Origin of the sequence: Kitasatospora sp. NPDC098663 (genome assembly GCF_044760075.1) — a bacterium.
Classification (GTDB): domain Bacteria; phylum Actinomycetota; class Actinomycetes; order Streptomycetales; family Streptomycetaceae; genus Kitasatospora.
In genome coordinates this window covers 1-18,701 of the sequence record NZ_JBIWAP010000050.1, presented here as the reverse complement: position 1 = coordinate 18,701, position 18,701 = coordinate 1, and the positions used below count along the sequence as shown (strand labels likewise).

20 protein-coding genes are annotated in these 18,701 nt (G+C 69.3%); 3 read left to right on the top strand and 17 right to left on the bottom strand.

The genetic code is table 11. The features are described from left to right. Positions 1-111: 111 nt before the first annotated feature. The 4 genes from ACIQVZ_RS35955 to ACIQVZ_RS35940 form a co-directional block, all read right to left on the bottom strand. Entirely contained in the window at positions 112-1,617 is a 1,506-nt protein-coding gene (locus tag ACIQVZ_RS35955; RefSeq protein WP_402456010.1) for a LuxR C-terminal-related transcriptional regulator, read from the bottom strand. Between the two features lie 70 nt (positions 1,618-1,687). Continuing rightward, entirely contained in the window at positions 1,688-2,194 is a 507-nt protein-coding gene (locus ACIQVZ_RS35950; RefSeq protein WP_402456008.1) for a helix-turn-helix transcriptional regulator, read from the bottom strand. Between the two features lie 47 nt (positions 2,195-2,241). Next, entirely contained in the window at positions 2,242-3,708 is a 1,467-nt protein-coding gene (locus ACIQVZ_RS35945; protein ID WP_402456006.1) for a hypothetical protein, read from the bottom strand. Continuing rightward, positions 3,705-4,091 (bottom strand): roadblock/LC7 domain-containing protein, encoded by a 387-nt coding sequence (locus tag ACIQVZ_RS35940; RefSeq protein WP_402456004.1) that lies wholly within the window; start codon positions 4,089-4,091, stop codon positions 3,705-3,707. Before ACIQVZ_RS35940 ends, ACIQVZ_RS35945 begins: the two co-directional genes overlap by 4 nt. A 243-nt stretch (positions 4,092-4,334) precedes the next feature. Between ACIQVZ_RS35940 and ACIQVZ_RS35935 the strand changes: the two genes are divergently transcribed. Next, complete coding sequence (locus ACIQVZ_RS35935; RefSeq protein ID WP_402456002.1) at positions 4,335-4,469, top strand: hypothetical protein; 135 nt, start codon at positions 4,335-4,337, stop codon at positions 4,467-4,469. A gap of 127 nt (positions 4,470-4,596) precedes the next feature. Here ACIQVZ_RS35935 and ACIQVZ_RS35930 read toward each other — a convergent pair whose 3' ends face one another. From ACIQVZ_RS35930 to ACIQVZ_RS35885, 10 genes are all read right to left on the bottom strand, one after another. Then, complete coding sequence (locus tag ACIQVZ_RS35930; protein WP_402456000.1) at positions 4,597-5,136, bottom strand: hypothetical protein; 540 nt, start codon at positions 5,134-5,136, stop codon at positions 4,597-4,599. Positions 5,137-5,156: 20 nt separating this feature from the next. Further along, positions 5,157-7,133: a hypothetical protein gene (locus tag ACIQVZ_RS35925; RefSeq protein WP_402455998.1), complete on the bottom strand. Its 1,977-nt coding sequence runs from the start codon at positions 7,131-7,133 to the stop codon at positions 5,157-5,159. Continuing rightward, positions 7,130-8,293, bottom strand: coding sequence for a purine phosphorylase (locus ACIQVZ_RS35920; RefSeq protein WP_402455996.1), 1,164 nt, complete (start codon positions 8,291-8,293; stop codon positions 7,130-7,132). The genes ACIQVZ_RS35925 and ACIQVZ_RS35920 overlap by 4 nt, the downstream gene beginning before the upstream one ends. Next, positions 8,294-9,037 carry an NUDIX hydrolase gene (locus ACIQVZ_RS35915; RefSeq protein ID WP_402455994.1) on the bottom strand — a complete coding sequence of 248 codons (744 nt, stop codon included), beginning with the start codon at positions 9,035-9,037 and terminating at the stop codon, positions 8,294-8,296. A 377-nt stretch (positions 9,038-9,414) separates the two neighbouring features. Further along, entirely contained in the window at positions 9,415-10,806 is a 1,392-nt protein-coding gene (locus ACIQVZ_RS35910; RefSeq protein WP_402455992.1) for a hypothetical protein, read from the bottom strand. A gap of 299 nt (positions 10,807-11,105) precedes the next feature. Next, on the bottom strand, positions 11,106-11,990 hold the full coding sequence (locus tag ACIQVZ_RS35905) for a phosphotransferase enzyme family protein (RefSeq protein ID WP_402455990.1): 885 nt from the start codon (positions 11,988-11,990) through the stop codon (positions 11,106-11,108). Continuing rightward, positions 11,987-13,288, bottom strand: coding sequence for a helix-turn-helix domain-containing protein (locus ACIQVZ_RS35900; RefSeq protein ID WP_402455988.1), 1,302 nt, complete (start codon positions 13,286-13,288; stop codon positions 11,987-11,989). The genes ACIQVZ_RS35905 and ACIQVZ_RS35900 overlap by 4 nt, the downstream gene beginning before the upstream one ends. Before the next feature lie 119 nt (positions 13,289-13,407). Continuing rightward, complete coding sequence (locus tag ACIQVZ_RS35895) at positions 13,408-13,674, bottom strand: DUF397 domain-containing protein (RefSeq protein WP_402455986.1); 267 nt, start codon at positions 13,672-13,674, stop codon at positions 13,408-13,410. Beyond that, on the bottom strand, positions 13,671-13,901 hold the full coding sequence (locus ACIQVZ_RS35890) for a DUF397 domain-containing protein (RefSeq protein ID WP_402455984.1): 231 nt from the start codon (positions 13,899-13,901) through the stop codon (positions 13,671-13,673). The genes ACIQVZ_RS35895 and ACIQVZ_RS35890 overlap by 4 nt, the downstream gene beginning before the upstream one ends. Further along, positions 13,898-14,773, bottom strand: coding sequence for a helix-turn-helix domain-containing protein (locus tag ACIQVZ_RS35885; RefSeq protein WP_402455982.1), 876 nt, complete (start codon positions 14,771-14,773; stop codon positions 13,898-13,900). The genes ACIQVZ_RS35890 and ACIQVZ_RS35885 overlap by 4 nt, the downstream gene beginning before the upstream one ends. 476 nt (positions 14,774-15,249) lie before the next feature. Between ACIQVZ_RS35885 and ACIQVZ_RS35880 the strand changes: the two genes are divergently transcribed. Further along, entirely contained in the window at positions 15,250-15,768 is a 519-nt protein-coding gene (locus ACIQVZ_RS35880) for a hypothetical protein (protein ID WP_402455980.1), read from the top strand. On the opposite strand, the gene ACIQVZ_RS35875 is transcribed toward ACIQVZ_RS35880, so the two are convergent. Then, positions 15,724-16,497, bottom strand: a complete 774-nt coding sequence (locus ACIQVZ_RS35875; protein ID WP_402455978.1) for a hypothetical protein — start codon at positions 16,495-16,497, stop codon at positions 15,724-15,726. The genes ACIQVZ_RS35880 and ACIQVZ_RS35875 overlap by 45 nt on opposite strands. Before the next feature lie 195 nt (positions 16,498-16,692). Here ACIQVZ_RS35875 and ACIQVZ_RS35870 point away from each other — a divergent pair, with 195 nt between their 5' ends. Then, complete coding sequence (locus ACIQVZ_RS35870; protein ID WP_402455976.1) at positions 16,693-16,833, top strand: hypothetical protein; 141 nt, start codon at positions 16,693-16,695, stop codon at positions 16,831-16,833. A gap of 85 nt (positions 16,834-16,918) precedes the next feature. Here ACIQVZ_RS35870 and ACIQVZ_RS35865 read toward each other — a convergent pair whose 3' ends face one another. Both ACIQVZ_RS35865 and ACIQVZ_RS35860 read right to left on the bottom strand, forming a co-directional pair. Beyond that, positions 16,919-17,866, bottom strand: coding sequence for a hypothetical protein (locus ACIQVZ_RS35865; RefSeq protein WP_402455975.1), 948 nt, complete (start codon positions 17,864-17,866; stop codon positions 16,919-16,921). Positions 17,867-18,206: 340 nt separating this feature from the next. Beyond that, complete coding sequence (locus ACIQVZ_RS35860; protein ID WP_402455973.1) at positions 18,207-18,599, bottom strand: hypothetical protein; 393 nt, start codon at positions 18,597-18,599, stop codon at positions 18,207-18,209. Positions 18,600-18,701 lie beyond the last annotated feature (102 nt).

Sequence of the window (18,701 nt, the reverse complement as noted above, 5' to 3'; positions counted from 1 at the left end):
CAGGGGCGGGAGCGGGTGTGCGCGACGAGCTGCTCCAGCAGCCGCACGGCCCCGGCTGCGGCGGGTCGGGTCGGGACGGCGGTCGGGAGAGGCCCGTCCTTGCGTCCGGGTTCACGCCACCGGGCAAATCGTCTCCAAGTAGGGGATGTGGTTCGGCGGGGGCAGCGCGACGATTCCGGTGATCACGGCGACGGCCGCAGCATGGGTGCGGCTGCCGCGCCGGGAGAGCGCCCGGACGACTCGTCCCTCGACCGTCCGTGCCGTGCGCAGGCTCAGGCCGACGGCGCTCGCCCCGGCCTCGCTCAGCGTCCCGGTGCAGATCAGCGCCGCCACGGCCCGCCCCGCCTGATCCAGCTCGGGGACGGGGTCGGGCAGATCGGCGCGCAGCCGCTCGGTGCCGATCGCCCCCGCCGTGATCAGGCGGACGACCAGGTGCGCGTCGTCCACGGCGCCGACACGCCGGCGCAAGTCGGCCAGGCGAGTCCGGACCAGGTACTCCCCGGTATGGACGTGGTCGCCGATCTCGGCGACGCCCAGCCCCTGGGCGGCCAGTTCGGCGATCCGGCGCTCCAGCGCGTTCAACTCGGGCCTCGGGGCACGCCGAGGCCTGGTGTCCGGCACGATGCTCGGGGTCGTCAGGATCCGGCGGACCCCGGCTTCTCCCACCACGGGCGCCTGGTCGGCGGTGCACACGACCAGCAGCTCGTCGAGCGGGGCCCCGAGCAGGTGGGCGGCTTCCAGATAGGCGGCGGTGCTGCGGTCGTACGCCCCTTGGCGGACCGCGCACGTCCAGGCCGCTCCCAGACCTACCGCCTCGACGGCACGGTCGGCATCGACCGCCACTGCGGGGAGCACCAGGGCGCACGGGACACCGAGGGCCAGTGCCTGGTGCACCAGCCGCACGACGGCCGGCGCCGTCCTGCGGGGCGCCGCCCCAGCCAGGACTTCTGCCAGCGACGGCAATTCCGGCAGGCCGGCCAGCGCACCGAGGTGTACGGCCAGACCCTGCGCGGAGCGCAGCGTCGCGACCGAGCGGTCCAGCGGATCAGGGCTATCGGGTTCAGCGTGCGCTTCGTCTACGAGTTCGGTTGCACCGGTCCCTCCCTTCGTGCGGTGGTGCAGGGTGCGGCCCTGGCCCGAATCGGCCGCCATGGGTGTGGTGAGGTCGGCCAGGGCGTCCCCGGCCGGATCGATCAGTTGCTGTTCGAGTGCCCGGCGGACGGCGACAACGCGCTTGCGGGTACCGAGCGCGTCGAGCACGGCGTCCTCGTAGAGTTCTGCCGCGCTCTCCCGGACCTCCAGGGCGCGGGCGACGTCGCGGCGATTCCCACCCTGTCCCCAGACCCGCAGGATCAACTTCTGCTCGTCCGACAGCACTGGAGCAACACCCACCGAGGCCGAACGGGGGAGCAGGCCGGACTGCCACCCTCGTACGAAGGCCTGAACCCGGTTCGTGGTGTCCAACCGGTCGTACACCTGTCGCAGGTGGCCCTTGACGGTGTCGACACCCAGATTCAGGGCCGCGCCGATCTCCGCGTTCGTCATGCCGAGGCCGGCCCTGTCTAACACCGCGACCTGCTGCGCGGTCAGCGCCGTGGGCGGCGCCTTCGTCCGCATCAGTCGATCCCCCCGAGCATGGGCATCAGCAGCACGTCGGGATCTCCGGCATGCCGGATGCGGCGCGGCATTAGTGCGCCTCCGCCGACTGCCGGAGCTCGCTGAGCCTCACGTCGGGCCAACCGGCTCCCAAGGCCCGCAATGGCACCAGATCGGTCAGTACGGCCGCCGCGCTCGCCTGCTCCCTCGACCGGACCCCGAGGGCCCGCAAGGTCGTCTGGATGTACGTCTTCACCGTGTTCACGGTCAGCCCCAGCCGCTGTGCGATGGCGTCCGCGCCCTCACCGCCCACCAGGCCGGCGAGGACCTCGACGTGCCGCGCCGACAGCGACTTGCCGGTGGGGTTCATCGCGTGTACGTCCGTCACCAGCCCCCAGGCCGCACCCAAGGCGGCGGCGTGAAAGCGCGACTTGGCGCCGACCTTCGTCGCCAGGGCGACGACGGCGGCGCCGACCTCGGCCTTCTCGATACCGGTGGCGCGGCTGGTCTCGCCGTGCAGGGAACCGCGAGCCACCTGTTGCAGGAGGAGGACGTCGGTGTCGGACAGGTCGGGCTTGACGGGAGCGGGCACGGGCATGGGGGACCTCCAACAGGAGCGGGGTCGTGACGGGGGTGGGGTGGGGGCTATCGGGCGGGCTGCGGCCGGTGGAGAGCGGCCAGCAGGGAGGGCCCGATCCGCCGGGCGGCCTGGGAGCCGATGGTCAGGACCAGGTCGCCCCGCTGCACGAGGGAGGCAATCAGGGCCTCGGAGCCCTGCTGGTGCAGGTCGGGCTCGAAGCGGATCACCGTGCCGGTGGAGCAGACGTTGAAGATGGATTCGCCGCCGTCGGCGTGGTTCTGACCACGGGGGAACGTCGAGTGGACGGGAAGCAGCACGGTCCGGTCGGCGGCACCCAGGGCCTCGGCGATCAGACTGGCGAGGGCGTTCGACCGCAGGTGCCCGGAGGGCTCGTACACGGCCACCACCGCGCCCTCCGTGAGCATCCGGGCGCCCTGGAGGTCGGCAGCGATCTCCTTCGGGTGCACAGCCCTGGACTCGACGACGTCGATGCCACCGGTCGAGCCGAGCCGGGTCAGCGACCGTTCGACGCCCGCGAACGCGCCGAGCCCGTCGACGAGTTCACGGCCGGGAACACCGAGGGCCCAGCCCGCGGCCCACGCGGCGGCCACGGCCATGGCGTTGTTCGTCCCGGCGACCGGCGCGGTGAACGTGTGGCGTTCGCCGTCGACCTTGACGGTGACGCGGTGGTCCTCTCCGGTCCAGAACGTCCCGAGGACCTGGACGTCCATGTCGGTGCCGCGGCCGACGGTCACCACCCTCGGACCCGGCCGGTGCCTGCGCAGCCGGTCCGCGAGCTCCTGGCAGCCGGGCTGGGCGACCCACACCACCACCGTGTCGCTCCGCCGGGCGAGGGCCTCCATCTGGTCCAGCGCTTCCTGCTGGTTCCAGAACGCCGGCGGTGCCGCATCCACGGCGGTGATCAGCGTGACCGTCGGGCTCAGCCCTTCGCCGAGCGTGCGGAACCGCCAACCGGGCGGCGAAGTCTCGTGGCTGGAGCCGTCCGGGCAGAGGTCCACGACCAGGACCTCTCCGCCGCCGTCGTAGCCGACGGAGTCCCCCTTCGGAGCCTCGGCGAGGATCCACCCGGGATCGCGGCTGACGAGCGCACAGGTGAGCGCGGCGGCGGCCATGGTGGTCGAGTGGCTGCCGGCGACGGCGACCGTGATCGGTGCCGTGCCGGCCAGCAGCTCGACGGCCCGCGAGTAGCCCATCATGGGCAGGCCGTGGCCGGCGATGTGGCTGGTGAGGTCGTGGGTCACGGTGTTGTCGCCGCCCCAGATCAGCGAGGCCGTACCGGGGGCGGCCGCTCGGAGTGCGGCCCCGCGACGCTGAAGCCGTTCGACCAGCTCGGGACGAAGGCTCGCCTGCACGGGGGAGACGGTGACCCGGGCGTGGCGTCGGGTGAGGTAGGAGGCTAGTCCGGCCATGCCGGGGCTGAGCGGGTCGGGGATGTGCACGGTGCCGAGGACATCGGGCAGCGGCAACGGGCGCCGTGGGCGGGTCGGGGCCTTGGTCGAGATCGGGTTCACGCCGCAGCCCCCACGGTGACGGTGTTGTCCGCCAGTTCGACGAGCCGGGCGGCGATGTCGCCCAGTTGGGCGCTCTTCCCGCACACCGCGGCGAGCATCGAGCCGTCGTTGACGCCGACGAGAATCAGCGTGCGGCCGGCCCGGTCCTCGATCACGCTGTGGCCCCAGAGGCCCCGTTCGGCGGTGCTACGGCCGATGATCTCGGTGCTGCGGTTGCTCACGGCGTGCAGCGCCGCCATCACGGCCGACCAGTGGTCGGCGTCGTCTTCGTCGACCCCGGGCGAGCTGCCGAGGACCAGCCCTTCGGGGCTGACGTGGATGGCGGCGAGGGCGCCGGCGGTGCCGGTGATTAAGTCCTTCAGGAACTGCGGATGGCGCAACACGTGAGCCTCCTTGGCCAGAACGAACGCGGGGGAGGAGGGGTCGAAGCGCGAGAGGATCGGCTGGGACCCGAGGGGATCGCCGAGGTGGCGTCTCCCACACGTTCAGAGTGGCCAAGGGGACGGTGCGAGCGGGAGGGGGACGATGGGGACAACCTCGGGATGGCCCAGTTGTCCCCATCAATGGAGCTGAGCAGCCTCGATTGCGTAGGCGCACAAGAGGTGCAGCCCTACTTGCATCGATCGATGTGGCATCCCGGTCTGGCGGTGGACCCGTATGCCGCCGAGATCGCTGTCCACACCCCGACCGCCGGCTCCGGCTTCATCGCGGCCCACACGCGCAAGTGCGGCTCGGGAGAGCTGGCCGACGGACGGGTCTAACCCTCGAACTGGACGAGCTGCCCCGCCCCGAGCCGAACGCTTGCCGGCTGTATGGCGGATCCCGACCCGCGCCTCCGCGCACTGGAGCGCCGTACGTGTGGATGGCGCGGGTCCGGCGGGGCTGGTGCTATTGGTCCGCACGGCGCAGGAACCGCCAGCCCAGTACGGTCAGGGCGAGTGTCAGCGCGACAGAAGTGAGAACGAGCAGGGGCTGAACGATGGGAGAGCACCAGAACGCGGTCGTGCAGACCATCGGCAGGACCAGGTATGCGAACAGGTCCACCGCGGTCTGAAGCCGCTTGCGCATGGTGCGGCCCGCAACATTGCGGTGGTAGACCTCCCAGCCGAACACCGTGCCGTGGGCGGAGGCGAGCTCCCCCAGGCGTGGTCCCAATTGGTCGCGGACGTAGCAGCCGATCGCCGAGATCTTCTCGTCGTTGACCAGGTAGGTCCAGCCCAGGATCAGGCAGATCGCGGGGACGGAGAGCAGCAGTCGGTACTGTCCGCTCTGGACGGTGATCGCCATGACCGCAGTGGCCGCGGCGAGCGTGAAGTAGAGCAGGTTGTCACGGAACCCTATGCGGGTCTTCTGTTCCTCTTTGAGGCAGTCGTACTCGGCCAGCAGGATTTTGCTCTCGGTGACATCGTCCGTGGAGGTCACAGGCATTCCTAAGCTCGAGTTCAGGATCAACCGGCGATCTGGAAGGGCGTCAGATTGGTGGGGCTGTGCCGTTCGATCCAGCCCTTCCCGTCCGCCGCGATCCCCTCCAGGAGACGGAAGGTGTGGGTGGAGCCGGCCGCGCTGAGGGTGATCTCGGAGATTTCCTGAGCGTTCTCGTCCGGCGCGAGTTGATGGGCCTCGGCGTCCTTGATGCGGATCTTCCTGGTCGGTCCGTTGGTGAGGACGAGCTCCAGGTCGTAGCCGATGTCGGCGTTCTCGGTCACCTGCACGGAGGACAGCGCGTCGAACCGGTAGTTGCTCCGCTGCTCGTTCTTGCGCGTCGCGTCGGAGAAGTCGAACTCGGAGCTGATCTCGCGGATGCCGTCCTGGGTGAACAGGAACAGGCGGAAGACGTAGCGCGAGTACCGCCAGGGGCCGCCCCTGACCCGGCCCCGCTTGTGGGGACGGGCTGGGGTCACCAATACGGTGTGGGTGATCAGGTCGCGCCAGGTGAGCCGGTGGTACCGGAGTGCTTCGTCGATGAACGACGTCTTGTCGCAGCTGAGCCAGGTCTCCATCTCCTGCTCGCTCGGGCGTGTGACGTCCAGGAGCTCCTTCCAGCGTTCGTAGGCGATCTGTCGTGCGGTCAGCTGCTCCTGGTACCTCTGGGTCTCCCGGGCAAGTCGGTGTTCTTCACGCCGGATCTCCAGCCACCGGGAAGCGGTCGCGTGCCCGGACCAGGCGGCGCCGAGCACGGCCAGGAACGCCCACAGCGGCCGTGGGGAGGCGGCGCCCGACACTACCGTTCCGAACGCGGCCAGGGCCGCGGTGGCGAGAAGGGCGAGGGCCGCCACCGTCAGGGCCTTCGTCCTGGCCGGAGTTCGGTCCTGGCGGTGGTCTTCGAACAGGGTGCCGTTGTTGTGGCGGTTCCGGGTGTCCTCGGCGAGGTACCGGATCAGCCAGGTGACCCGTTCCACGCCGATCCGGCTCTCCCGGTAGAGGTCCGCGATCTCGGCGGCGAGGCTGCCGCGGACCGGAGCGGTGTGGGCGAGCCAGGCCTCCGCAGTGAATCCGTAGGGCGTGCGGACGCTGAAGTAGTGATCGAACGAACGGCGGACGCTGTTGGTGAACCCGCCCTCGGCGGAAATGGGATCGTGCCGGGCGCCGGCCCCGGCGGTGGGGTCCGGCCGGGGTTCGCGGCCCCACCACCGGACTCCGGAGAGGGCCGCGGTCAGACCCGCACCGAGTGCCACCAGTACCTCGGCGATCGCCTTGGCCGGATCCGCGATCAGTGCCAGGGCCCAGAGGAGCGCGCTGCTGAAGGCGAACAGGGCTGCCCGAACCGGGAGGGCAGCCCGTGCGGCGGCAGCGGTGCTCGGGCGGGGCGGAGCGGCCCGCGCCCCGATGGGGACGGGCGCGAAGTAGGCCCAGACCCGCCGGATCCGGTCGTTGCCGAAGCGCTCCGCTGCGGCCCGTTCGCAGGTCTCCGCCCACAGGTCGTCCCTCAGCCCTCCAGTGAGCATGAGGTCGAGGTGGCGGAGGATCGCGTCGCGCTGGCGGAGCGGCAGGTCGTGCAGCTGCTTCAGCACGGCTCCGGTTTCGCCGCTCGTGGCGCTGAGCACCGCCAGTAGGTCGAAGGTGACGCGCAGGGCTTCTTTCCACTCTCCCTCGGCGTAGATCCGTAGGAGCCCGGAGGTGTAGTGCAGCCGGTGGACCTCTTCGGTGCTGAGATCGTGGTAAGTGCGTCCGCTGAGTATGGCGAGTACCCAGTGGAAACGCACTTCTGCGCCGTCGTACCCATGAGCCAACGCATCGGTGATCATTTCGCGGGCACGGCTGGAGACGCCGTCCTCCAGGAACCGCACACCCACCCGGTACTTCTCCTGCGGGGAGGCGTCCGGGTGGACGAAGTAGACGTTGGAGTTGTGTACGGTCCCGGCCTGGATCCCGACGGTGGAGTCGTGATCGGCCGAGTTGAACGTGGCACCGTTGCCGTGGCTCATGCCAGGTCACCGGCCGCGGCGATCAGAGGGGCCAGCCCGGCCAGCAGCGCGGGGCACTCCGCGACCAGTCCGCGCAGCCTCCTGAGCGTCATGACCGTCCGCTTCGACGATTCAGGGGTGTTCGTTCCGGCAGACCGGAGGGCGGAGTCCAGATCGGTCAGGGCCTCCCGGTAGGTGTCTTCGTCGAGGGCGCCGTCGGCGAGGTGCCGTCCCAACTGCTGGCGGAAATTGCTCAGTTCCGCGAGCAGGTCCGTAGGGCCGGAGGCTGTCGGGGCCGCGTTCAGGTGGACACTGCTGCCCGTGACCGAGCCGGCCATGATGCCGACGGTGCTGTTGTGGGCGATGTTGCTGACGTTCCGGTCGAACCGGTCTGCGGAACGGACCCTGTCGTCCCGGGGCATTGCGCTCTCCTCCAGTTCCCCCACCAGTTCCACCGCTAGCCGGGTGGCGAACGCCGCCGCGTTTGCTGCGGCCCGCGGCTGCCAGTTACGGTCATCCGCACTGTTCTTCGTGCCGTCCGCCCGATCGCTGATTCCCCGGATGATGGCCACCGGCGCCCCGTTGAGATGGCCGGCCTGTGCCACACCGGCCGCCTCCATCTCGATGGCGAGTGCGTCGTTGTAGTGCTGTCGGATCCACTTCGCCTCGGCTGAGATCCTCGAGTTCTGGACGACTTCGCCGGCGGCGATCGCCCCGAAGCGCACCTGCGGCGCGTCCTCGTGACCGGGCGCGGGGTCCGCCCAGTCGTTCAAGCGGGCCAGGTGCGAGGCGAGCTGGCTGATACCGTGCGGCGCTTCCCACACCCGGGGACGGGCTTTGAGCCCGTCGTCCTCGCTGGTCCCGCCGTGGTAGGCGTACACGTGCGACGCCATCACCACGTCGCCCAGCCTGGTGGCGTCCCACAGGGCGCCGGCGACCCCGACGAACAGCACGGCCACCGGCGAGAACTCCTGGATCGCGCGTTCGGCGATCACTGCGGCGGAGTGGTTCCCCTTGCTCGTCAGACCGAGTGCGACACGGCACGACGTGCCCCGCACGGTTCCCACCTCGAAGCGGGTACCACGCTCATGGCGATGCACCTGCGGATCCGCCAGCCTCTGGCGCACAGCCTGGTATTCAAGATTGAGGGCAGTGAGAACCACCACCGGGCCGTTCGACATCTATTCCTCTTCCTCTTTCGTGTTCTCTTCCGTCGCGGATGGCACGGGTCGGATCAGCGGTGGGAACAGCACGGTCTTCGGACCGGCCCGGTACAGCCGTGCGGGCCGTCCTCCCGTGGTCCTGCGATCCGTGCCGGCGGGAACGATGAACCCCTTCGCGGCTTGGACCTTCCGGTAGAAATTGCGGGTGTCGAGTTCGGTGCCCCAGACGGCCTCGTACACCTCTTGCAGCTCTGCGATGGTGAAGTTCTCCCTGCAGAACGCTGTGGCCAGCGCCGAGAACTCGAGCTTGGTGCGCGCGTGTTCGATCCCGTCCGAAGCGATTCGACGGTGGTCGAAGGCGAGCTCCACCTCGCCGGACAGGACGGCTTCCGCGGGAATCCACGCGGCATCGGTGGCGTCCGTTCCCGCGACCGGGTCGGGCAGCCCCGGCGCGATCGCCAGGTGGGCCACGGAGACGACTCGGCCTCGCGGATCGCGGCCCGAGCCGCCGTACACGGCCAGCTGTTCAAGGTGCACCCAGCCGGCCGCCAGTGCCGTTTCCTCGCTCAGTTCGCGGTGGGCGGCATCCAGAATCTCCTCGCTTTCGTGGTTCAGGAATCCTCCAGGCAGGGCGGGCATGCCCCGGAAGGGATCTTCGCCCCGCTCCACCAGGAGGACGTGCAGGCGACTCTCCCGCAGCGTCAGGATCACGAGATCGACCGTCAGCAGTACAGCAGGTGGTGACCACACGTCATCTTGCATGTCTTGCAAGGTACTTCAGTTACTGTCACTTACACAAGAAGGGGGTAGTGGGGATCGCTGGGCCGTTCGACTCCGCAGCTACGGCGCGTGGTGGGGCCGCATGGATCGACCGGCTGGCACCGACCCCACCAGTCCGTTCCGGGTTGGGGGTTCCCGCGGCCCCGATCGCCGTGACGGAGAGCCGGAAGCTCCCATCGGGACGGGCCTGCGGCTCGTGACGCCACGGGGCTGACAGCCAGGCAGCGCTTCCATGAGAACAAGTAGGACGAGCGCGTCGAGGACCAGACCAGCACGCTGGTCTGGTCCTCGACGCGCTCATTGGCTGCCGCTGCCAGGGCACGAAGAGCCCGAGACCGGGGAGGTGGAGGCCGGACTCTTCAACGTGAGCGGGTGCGCCCGCGAGTTCCGCCTCTCACGGGTGGCAGAGGGATCGGACTGGCAGGGGCGGTCGTCGGGTCGACCCACGGTACAGGGTGCGTTTCTCCGACCCACCCCCCGAGCTTCAGCTGCATCTGGTACGAGCCCTGGTAGCCGATGGAGTGGAGCACCGCGAGGGTCACATAGTGCAGGGAAAGCCTCCAGACCTCAACCGAGAGGCCGTCACGTGCATAGAGGTCATCTGCGAGTACCTTGGGGTGAACGAGGTTGTTTCGGATCCGCGTGACGGCCGTTGGCCCGTCGATCCGATGGTCCGCTGCATACTTGGCCAGCACGGGGAGATCGGTGGCGTCGACCGATGTCGGTACGCCAGCAGATTTCAGAAGATAGCGCAGCTTGTCCTCGGCAGCGCATTTCTTGAACTCACCTTGCGGCATCAAGTTGCCCAGCACCAGCTTCGTCCACGCGAGGCTCTCCAGCGCTGGTGCGGCGGTAAGAATTCGCTGTTCGACAAAGCCCGTTGCCACGGCCGCGGTCGCCATCAGCATCTGGAAGCGGGTGGTCCCTCTCCGTGAGGCGTCGGCGAAGGCGCGCACCGCGCACGAGACGAGCTCGGTGCAGTCATCGGGGCTGCCGTTGTAGAGCCATCCCGATCCGATTGTCTGTGCCCGGTCGACGAGGGGTGAGAACCATTGCTCCCAGATGACTCTCCCGTTCGCGTCGTATCCCGCGGGAAGCGCAGGAACCACCTTGCGGCCGAACCCGAAGGACAGGCTGACCCGGAGGCATTCCAGTAGTTCTCGCCCCTGGGCCACTGAAAAGTCCTCGCCACCTGTGCGTTTGAGTTCCATGACGTGCGTTAGGACGGACGAGATCTGTTCGGTGGCCGTTCTGAGAACGGTGGAGAGATCGGGACGCTGGTCGATCGTTACCGTCCATCCCTCGATCTCAATGGACCAGCGCCCTCGCCGACGGTGAACACCGTGAGCCGTCTCCTCTCCCAAGATCGCGTTCCCAGCAGAGAGGGGGAGGTTCAGCCACTGGGTCACCAGCCGTTGGAGGCGCGTGCTCTGATCTCCGTCGCTGGTGCCATTGATCCATCCAGCGTTGTTGCGCCGGGCGTTGGCTATGAACTCCACGGGCGGCGTCCGGTCGACCGTCGTGATGATCGCACCGTCATTCCCCAGTTCCCAGTAGTCGTCTGAGTGCGGTTCTACCGACCATTCCAGACTCGGCTTGGCCCCGAATGTGAGCTCGATCCTCCCTTGCCGCGCTCCCTGCCGGAACCCGGTGAGCGTGCCCTCGTACAGGGTCACTGTCTCCCCGGGGGCGTTCCAGCCGTGAGGCGGAACTAGCGGGGTGTGGAACATGATCTGGTCCGTGGGTTCCATCGAGGGGGTGGCCTCCGTCCGGTGGGTGAGCCGCCGACAGGGCAGCCGGACAGGCTATCAGGTTGTGCTGGGCAAGCCGGAAGCCTTTAAGGTCCGTGCAGCCATGCATCGTCGGCCTGTGCCGGCCGGTCTCAGTGCTGAAGTCAGTGCTCGCCAGGGCTGGGTGGTAGCGGTGGAGGAACCTCTTTGACGAAGAATCGCGCTGCGGTGAGCCGTTCGAGTGGGGTGCTGAGCGGATGGGCGAGCAGAAGCCGGCCGGCGAGTGTGGCTGGGATCTGGTCTCGCAGGTCAGAGGCCCTCTACAGGACGGTCCAGCCCCACGGCCGGGCGCCTTCCCGGCCTTGGATACAGGCGAGGCGGTAGTGGGCCTGGGTGTAATGCCGCGCGGGGTCGGCCGCGGCGAGTTGGAGGGCGAAGCAGGTGACGCGCAGCTCGCGGATGTTGCGCAGGACCGGATAGCTCGGCCACTCCGTGACGTCGGCACCGTAGGCGGTGCAGATCGCCTGGTACTGCTTCGCCGTTACGCTGCCGAAGCTCGTGAAGCCGGCCGCCATCGTCGCGAGGTCGTACTCGCGCCGTCCCCGGGAGGAGCGCTCGAAGTCGAGTAGGTACGTGGTGGTCGGGGTGACTGCGGTGTTGCCACCCCAGGCGTCTCCGTGGACGACGCAGAGCGGTTGTCCGGCGGGGAGTTCGTCCCATGCGGTCTGTAGGTCGGCGAGGTACCCCCGCAGCCAGTGCCGCTGGTGCTGGTCGAGGGTGACGGCTTCGTCGATCCGTTCGGCGAGCCGGACGAGCGGATCGAGGAGGCCGAGGTTGATGTGCTCGGGTACCGGCAGCTCGTGCAACCTGCGGAGGAGGGGCGCCATGTCGGCGCCGGTGCCCGGTTGGTGGGGTGGGAGTTCGTGCCAGAAGGTGACGGGCCGGTCGCCAACGAGGGCCGGGGCTGAGAACACCTCCAGCGGGCGGACGACCGGCAGGCCGCACTCGTGGAGCCAGCGGGCTATCGCGATCTCCTGCACCGCCGCGGACCACTGGCCGGGTCGGGCGACGCGGGCCACCACACCGTCAGGGAGACGCCACAGGGCGTTCTCACCCAGTCTGATCAGCTCGGCACCGTCGGCGGACAGACCGGCGTCGGCACATGCGCTGAGCAGGACGGCGTGGGAGTCGCTGGCAGTGGTCACTCACCTACCGTAGCGGCGATCTGGATACGCAGGCCTTCGAGCCTGGCGTGCTGTTCGTACCGACGTGCAAGCTTCGCCAGCTCCTGGAGGTCCCGCACAGCTCGGTGCGAACGGAGCTGTGCGACCTCGGCCACGGCCCGCTCGGCCTCCGGAAGCGCGGCGTCGGGGTTCCCCATGATCAGCAGCAGCCCGGCGAGCTTGGTGCGGCTGAACGTCCTGGACCGGGCGAAAGGTTGGGCGTGCCCGTCGACGGCAGTCCTGAGCCGGCCGAGCGCATCGTCGACGGCGTGGCCCGCGAGCGCGAGGTCGTAGACGGCGTGACCGGTGTCGCCGTGGTGCTGGGCTTCGTCGTAGTAGGTCATCCAGCGCGACTCCTCGGCGGCCCGGAGCTGGGCGTACGCTTCGTCGGACCGTCCGATGGCCGTCAGCGCCGCTTGGCGGTTGCCCAACCTGGCGTGCCCTCGCGCCGCGGCGTTGTGCAGCATGGCCCGCTCGGCCGGGGAGAGCCGGTCGGACCGAACGAGGCCCAGCTCGGCCAGGGTCACGCCGTCGTCGTAGTGCTCGCGCCAAGTGGCGAGCCGGGAGCGCAGGTTGTACGAGACCGCACGTGCTGACCAGTCGCCCGCCTCCTCCGCGAGGTCGGTCGCCCATCGAAGGCGCCGGCCGGCCTCGGCGAACTCGGCGGCGTCGAGCAGGACGGCGCCGGCGGCCGAGGCGAGACGGCTCGCCGCGGTGAGCAACTCCGGGCGCAACACGCTGCTGCAGGGCGCCGAGGTGAGAGCCTCGGCCCACCGCAGCTGCGCGACGGCCGTCTCCCGCACGAGCCCGCCTCCGCCGTGCAGGTTGTCCCAGCTGCGCAGGACCGCGGCTGCGGATTGGACGTGAGCCACGTCCCCCGGGCGCACCGCCGCCCCTGGTTCGGGGTCGACGGGGATCGCCGGGGCCACGACGGGTACGGAGGTGTTCGAGGGCGCGGCTGAGGGCTGCGGGCCGGGAGCCTTCGTCGTCGTGACGGCGGCGTCGTCCCCGCTACGGAGGTCCACCCGCATGCACACCAGCACCAGGCTGCGCGTGAGCGCTCCGCCGGTGTCCAGAGCGGCATCGAGTGCTTTGGTGTGATGCTGCAAGCACCTGCGCTCACCGCGTTCCATCTTGCCGATCAGATCGCCGCTGAGGTGTGCCCGTTCGCCGAGCTCGTCCTGCCCGTAACCCCTCAGCGTGCGCCACTGCCGGATCTCGTTGCCCAGCCATTCCTCGGGTGAACGCTCCGGGTGCAGCGTGCTGGGTCGTGCCGCCATATCGGCCCCCTCGACCCGGGATGGGGACAAGCGCGTTGTCTCCATCCCGGGGAAGTTCTCTTTCCTGGACTGGGAACCAGCGGTTCCGTACATCTACTGCGATGGACTCGGCGTCTTCGTCAGTGCCGGACGGCCTGGTGCTCGGCCTCGTCGATGTCCGGCTCGAACTCGCCGTCCTGGCATCCTCGAACGAAGGCGATCCACTCCGCGGAGGTGAAGAAGAGCACCTTTCCGGTGGCCGAGTGCCGCAGTGCGGCGGCGCCGCCCTGAAGGTGCGCGACCTCCAAGCGGTCGGCGGGATCGCTGCCCGGGGCCGCCAGCCACCGGGCCGTGCGGAGGTCGAGCGCGTAGAGGTCGACCTTGGCGACCGGCGCGTCCGTCGTCACGCTTCGACCAGGGCATCGGCCGCGAGGGCGTGGATGAACGACCGCACCTGACCGGCACCGGACCGGAGCGCCGGGATCTCCGGGTTCTTCGAGTCGCGGATGGCGACGGCCGGCAAGCCCGGGACGGCCGCCACCTCGACGCAGTTGCCGTTGTTCGCGGTGTAACTGCTCCTGTGCCAGCGCACGTTGTCGAGCGGTGCGGCGTAGAGGCGATTCGTTTCGATCACGATGCGGTCAGTCTTCTCTCGGTCTGCTCGATGAGTGCCAGCGATTCCTGGGGGCCAAGGGCGGCGCGCAGGAGGTAGGAGTGGAGGCGGGAAAGACGTCGAAGTCCGAGCGCGTCGTCGACCACGATCGTCCCCGTGACAGCCTCGGCGAAGGCGGTGTCCGGTGCGTCCTGGCCGCTGCCCTGGAACAGGGTGAACGCTCCGGTCAACGCGCCTTCGGCTCCTCGGGAGAACGGGACGACTCGAAGGTCCACGCTCGCCAGACGGCAGACGTCCTGGAGATGGCCGAGCTGCGCGGCCTGGACCGCCGGTCCTCCCACCTCGAACTCCAACGCGGCCTGGCTGATGACGGCCGTCAAGCGAAGGGGGACTTCGTCACGCAGACGGCGCTGCCTCATGTTCTTGACCTCGACCAGGCTGTCGACCTGGTCCGGGCCGAGCGCCGCGAAGCCGACCTCGGTGACGGCGCGGGCGTAGGCCTCGGTCTGCAACAGGGCGGGTATGTACGCGATCTGGTACTCGGCCGTGGAGGCGGCCTCGTGCTCGTAGGAGATGAACTCCGTGTACCTGCTGCTGAGAACGTCCGCGTAGGCGTCCCACCACATGGCCGTGCGTGTCCGCCCTCTACGGAAGAGTGCTTCCAGGTGCTCGCGGTCCGGCTCGGGGACATCGAAGAGGTCCATGAGGGCCTCGAAGTCGGCCGGGGTGGCGCTGCGCTTGCCGGTCTCGACTCGCGTGATCTTGGAAGTGCTGCACCCGATCCGGCTGCCGACCCCTTCGGCCGTCCAGCCAGCGGCTTCGCGTCGACGCCGCAGGTCGGCACCGAACTTGCTGCGTGCAGCGAGGGGTTGTTGTGGGACGGCTGGCACCATCGATCCCTCCGCGAAGCCGTAATCCAAGGGACTCTGTCGTTCCGTCAGCTTAGCGGGAGCCCATGCGCCGCACATGCGTGGCAAGAGAATTGGCATTTTGCCAGTCACGTGCTTGACGGCGCGAGGGGAAGGCGGGACCCTGATGGCGGTGACACACCGCAGCGAATCGAATGCGGATTGCCACCTCTCATTCGCTTGCGCCCCAGCGACCTCGTGACGTCTTGCCGAGGTCTGCGCCAGGGTCTTCACCCTCTCCGCCCCAGGGCGAGCGGCCGGTGGACACGACCCGCTCTCGGCCTGGTGTGCCTCGCCACCACACGTCTCGGTCGGCGCGCACCTTCATGGTCCGTTCTGTGGGGCCAAGCGCAGGCTATGGCCGCGGCGGTAACGCCGGGGCACCCGATTGGAAGGGATGACGTGTGGACCAGGAGACACGGACGGATTCGTCCGGCGGGGGCAGCGCGGCGGAGGACACGATGGTGGCGCAGATCGTGAAGGCCGCAGGCCGTACGGGCCGGGCACCGCTGCTGATCCTCGGCGCCTTCGAACGCGTGGGCTCGAACTGGGTCAGTGATCAGCTTCGAGCCTCGATGCAGCAGCACAACGAGCCCTTCCGGCAGCAACTCGGCACGGCGCACCCGCTGTCGGCCCTGAACCCGCGGCCGGAGTACGAGCTGACCGCCCTCAACCGGCACCACCTGGCCTGTGCACTCCACGACCTCCACGGCTCGGAGCGGCACGCCGTCAAGGAGACTGGTCACTGGGCCTCGCTTCGCGGCTGGCTGGGGCGGTCGTCGTCCTCGTCGAACCCTCGAGAGAACCCGGCCATGCCTACGCTCCCGGCTGATCCGATGGGGTGGATCAACTGCCCCGTTCCGAAGGGTGGTCGTCGGCTTGGCGAAGGGGATCAACGCTGTCGGCCAGCAGCAGCTATCCCGGCAACTGGACGCTCACCCGGCCGCCTCCTCCAAGCTCCCGAGGACCGCGCGCAGTGACTGGGCGCGGTCCACTGCACCCAGCGGGACCAGCATCAGGCATTCGCGCAAGCGCCGCACGGTTGCCAACTGCACGTTGCCCGGACCGACAGCGTCGATCACAGCGCTAACCGCGTGCAATGCCCAGAACTGGGCGAACGGAAGAACTTCCTCGGTGGCCGCCTCCACGAGAGCCGGCAGGAGGTCCCCCTCCGGGCAGGCGTACAGGCGAGCGTAGGCGGTCAGTCGAGTACCGCCGTCGGTCGAGCCGAGGGCACCAGCGATGTCGAACTCATCCAACTGCGGCGTGAGCCTGACCAACTCGGCGAATATCAGCTCCTGACGGTAGGTACGCTCCGGGCCGGAGGGCATCCTACGTCGCAGGTCGGTGAACTCGTCCTGGAGCCGCCCGACCGCCTCGTCCGCGCTCTCCTCGCGGACACTCTCATTGCCGGACGCCACCAGCGCGACCCGCGCCTGGCGACTCGCGCCGTTCACGGCCAGCCGCACCTCCTCGGCACGCTCCTCGGCGGCCTCTAGTCGCTCCTCCAGCTTGCGGTACTGGAACTTGGCACCGCCTGGAAGCTCGATGCTCTCGAACAGATCACCCAGCCACGGCACCACTGCGATTGCGGCCAGGACCAGCGTGGCACCGTCGATCTTCACATCCGGCTTGACGAGGTGAACGACGCCCAGTCCGATCGCCCCAAGCGAGATCAACGGCGCTATCAACTGCTTCCGCGAACCCACCGACGTGCTCCCCCCAGCCCTGATCCCCGACAGTGAGCCCAGCATTCCAAAGAACGATGCCCGATGGGCCGCATCTGTCCACTCGAACCTCACCGTGCCCGAGACGGAACAGACTTGGCGAAGCCTAGGTCGGACCGCCCCGGTGACCCCTCTCCGGCAGGACTCCCTTTCGCGGTCGAAGCCCATACAGATCCGGTGATCGACGACGGCTCGCAAGAGACAGACCAGGAACGAGGAATACTCCCCACCTTGAAAAACCCCACTGCACCAGTTGAACAGCGGCTGCGCGCCGAGCTGACCCAGGACGACCTGGTCCTCGTCGGACCGGAGGCGTGAGGGTTAGAGCCGTCACCCGGCCAAGGGGCCGAAGGCGCGAAAGGGCGGCCGGAGCACCACGCTCCAGCCGCCCTCCCCCGCCCCGTCAGGGCTCCTCGACCGCCCGCCGGATGAACGGCACCGCCTTCTCCACGTCCGCCGACGAGACGACCCGCACCTCCAGATCCCCCGTCCCCAGGTGCCCGACGTTCCGCACGTCGCGGGTGAAGCCCTCCTCCAGCTCCACCGTGTCCGGGTCCAGCCGCAGGTACACCAGCAGCGCCCGATGCGACGGCGACGGGCGGAAGACCACCGACGCCACGTTCAGCAGCCGCTTGTAGGCGATGTAGTGCTTGAGCACCACCACCTCCAGCTCGCCCACCGCGGTCAGCACCTCGTCCAGCTCGCCGTACAACTCCCGTAGGCACCCCGGCACCTCCACCTGCGAGACCCCCGCCGGCACCGCGACCACCTCCGGCTCGTCACCCGCCTCGTCGGCCGCACAGGCTGGCACCGACGCGGCACCCGAGGCGGAGAAACCCGGAACGGTCTCGACCAGCTGCAGCGTCAGCAGGTCCGGCCCAAAGACGCGGTAACGCACCAAGTCCACGCGGTGATCCCGCTGGTAGAGCGAGGCAGCAGCCCGGTCATGGCGCGAGAAATCGCCCGCGACGCAGATCACCCGAGGCCGCTGCCACTGGACCGCCGCTGCCACCTCGGCGCCCAGCTGTCTGCGCACCAGGGCCTCGAACTCGTGCCGGTGCGCGAGCAGCCAGACCAGATAGGACCCGGCCTGGGTGATCACCCCGGCATCGCGCCCGCGCTTGAACTCGATGACCGCCGGCACGCCGTCCTCGTCCAGCCCCAGCGAGTCGATTCGCCCTTGGTGCCACGGCCCCGTCGAGTACTCCGACGCCAGGAACCGAACCCCCAGCATCTCCTCCAGCGCCCCCTCGACCCGCCGCTGCAGCGCCCGCTCCCGCGCCACCGTCGAACCCTGCAGCTCGACATCCCGGCCATCGGCACCCCGCCGGAATACCTTCAGATCGGCCACCCCCGCCCCCTTCGCACGACCGTACCCAGGGACCAATCGAGAAGAGGAACGTGGTATTCCCTGTCCTGGCCTCCAGGCGTGCTTCGCGACGATCGGCCCTGCGGGGATTCGACGTCAGCTCAGGTCGAGATGCCTCAGGGCGAGGTTGAGAAGGACGAACTACGGCTGCAGCGGGATTGTCATGCTCTGCGCGGAGTTGTGCGGCGCGATGGCTGTCCGGCATCCCCGTCCCGGCCCTTCGGTTGCTCCGGGGCGTCGCTAACCGGCGCTGTATTCGCGCCCCTTCCCAGGCCGTCCCGGATCCAGTGGAGGGACACCCCCCCGAGCGTGGAACCCCGACTCAGCGGGAGTGGGCGGCGAGGCTGAGCAGCAGGTGGGCGGATTCCGGGTGTTGGAAGTTGGAGTGGGCGCCGGAGGGGTGCAGCCGAGTGGCGAGACCGCCTCGGTAGACGTGGCCGGCGTCGATGTTGAGGATCGGGTGGTCGAGTTCGGCGTGCGGGTACGGCGAGTCCGCCGGGCGGAGCCGGGTGCTGAACTGGGGGACCGGGGCGGTGCCGGTGCCGGAGTGGCCGATGCCCGGCAGGCCCTCGGCGCGCAGGTGCCAGAAGCCGGTGGCGCGGTCCCAGCGGGAGTGGGTGAGGTCGAGCGGGCCGCGTAGCGGGGCGCCGGCCCGGCCGGGGCCGAGGAACAGCCGGGGGAAGAGCCGGGTGAAGGCGTCGCGGGGCGCGGCCATTTGGAAGACTAGTGCTGCTCCGCGCAAGTTCGTGGAGGGGTCAGGTCGCCGGGCTGTCGAGGTAGAGGCCGCAGGCGCAGTCCAGGCATTCTTCGGGGGCGC

Coding starts and splice junctions, on each gene's coding strand:
- ACIQVZ_RS35920 (WP_402455996.1), bottom strand. CDS start 8,293: ATGTCGAACGGCCCGGTGGTGGTTCTCACTGCCCTCAATCTTGAATAC.
- ACIQVZ_RS35930 (WP_402456000.1), bottom strand. CDS start 5,136: ATGCCTGTGACCTCCACGGACGATGTCACCGAGAGCAAAATCCTGCTG.
- ACIQVZ_RS35915 (WP_402455994.1), bottom strand. CDS start 9,037: ATGCAAGATGACGTGTGGTCACCACCTGCTGTACTGCTGACGGTCGAT.
- ACIQVZ_RS35885 (WP_402455982.1), bottom strand. CDS start 14,773: ATGGTGCCAGCCGTCCCACAACAACCCCTCGCTGCACGCAGCAAGTTC.
- ACIQVZ_RS35860 (WP_402455973.1), bottom strand. CDS start 18,599: ATGGCCGCGCCCCGCGACGCCTTCACCCGGCTCTTCCCCCGGCTGTTC.
- ACIQVZ_RS35925 (WP_402455998.1), bottom strand. CDS start 7,133: ATGAGCCACGGCAACGGTGCCACGTTCAACTCGGCCGATCACGACTCC.
- ACIQVZ_RS35900 (WP_402455988.1), bottom strand. CDS start 13,288: ATGGCGGCACGACCCAGCACGCTGCACCCGGAGCGTTCACCCGAGGAA.
- ACIQVZ_RS35935 (WP_402456002.1), top strand. CDS start 4,335: ATGTGGCATCCCGGTCTGGCGGTGGACCCGTATGCCGCCGAGATCGCT.
- ACIQVZ_RS35950 (WP_402456008.1), bottom strand. CDS start 2,194: ATGCCCGTGCCCGCTCCCGTCAAGCCCGACCTGTCCGACACCGACGTC.
- ACIQVZ_RS35955 (WP_402456010.1), bottom strand. CDS start 1,617: ATGCGGACGAAGGCGCCGCCCACGGCGCTGACCGCGCAGCAGGTCGCG.
- ACIQVZ_RS35880 (WP_402455980.1), top strand. CDS start 15,250: ATGGTGGCGCAGATCGTGAAGGCCGCAGGCCGTACGGGCCGGGCACCG.
- ACIQVZ_RS35910 (WP_402455992.1), bottom strand. CDS start 10,806: ATGGAACCCACGGACCAGATCATGTTCCACACCCCGCTAGTTCCGCCT.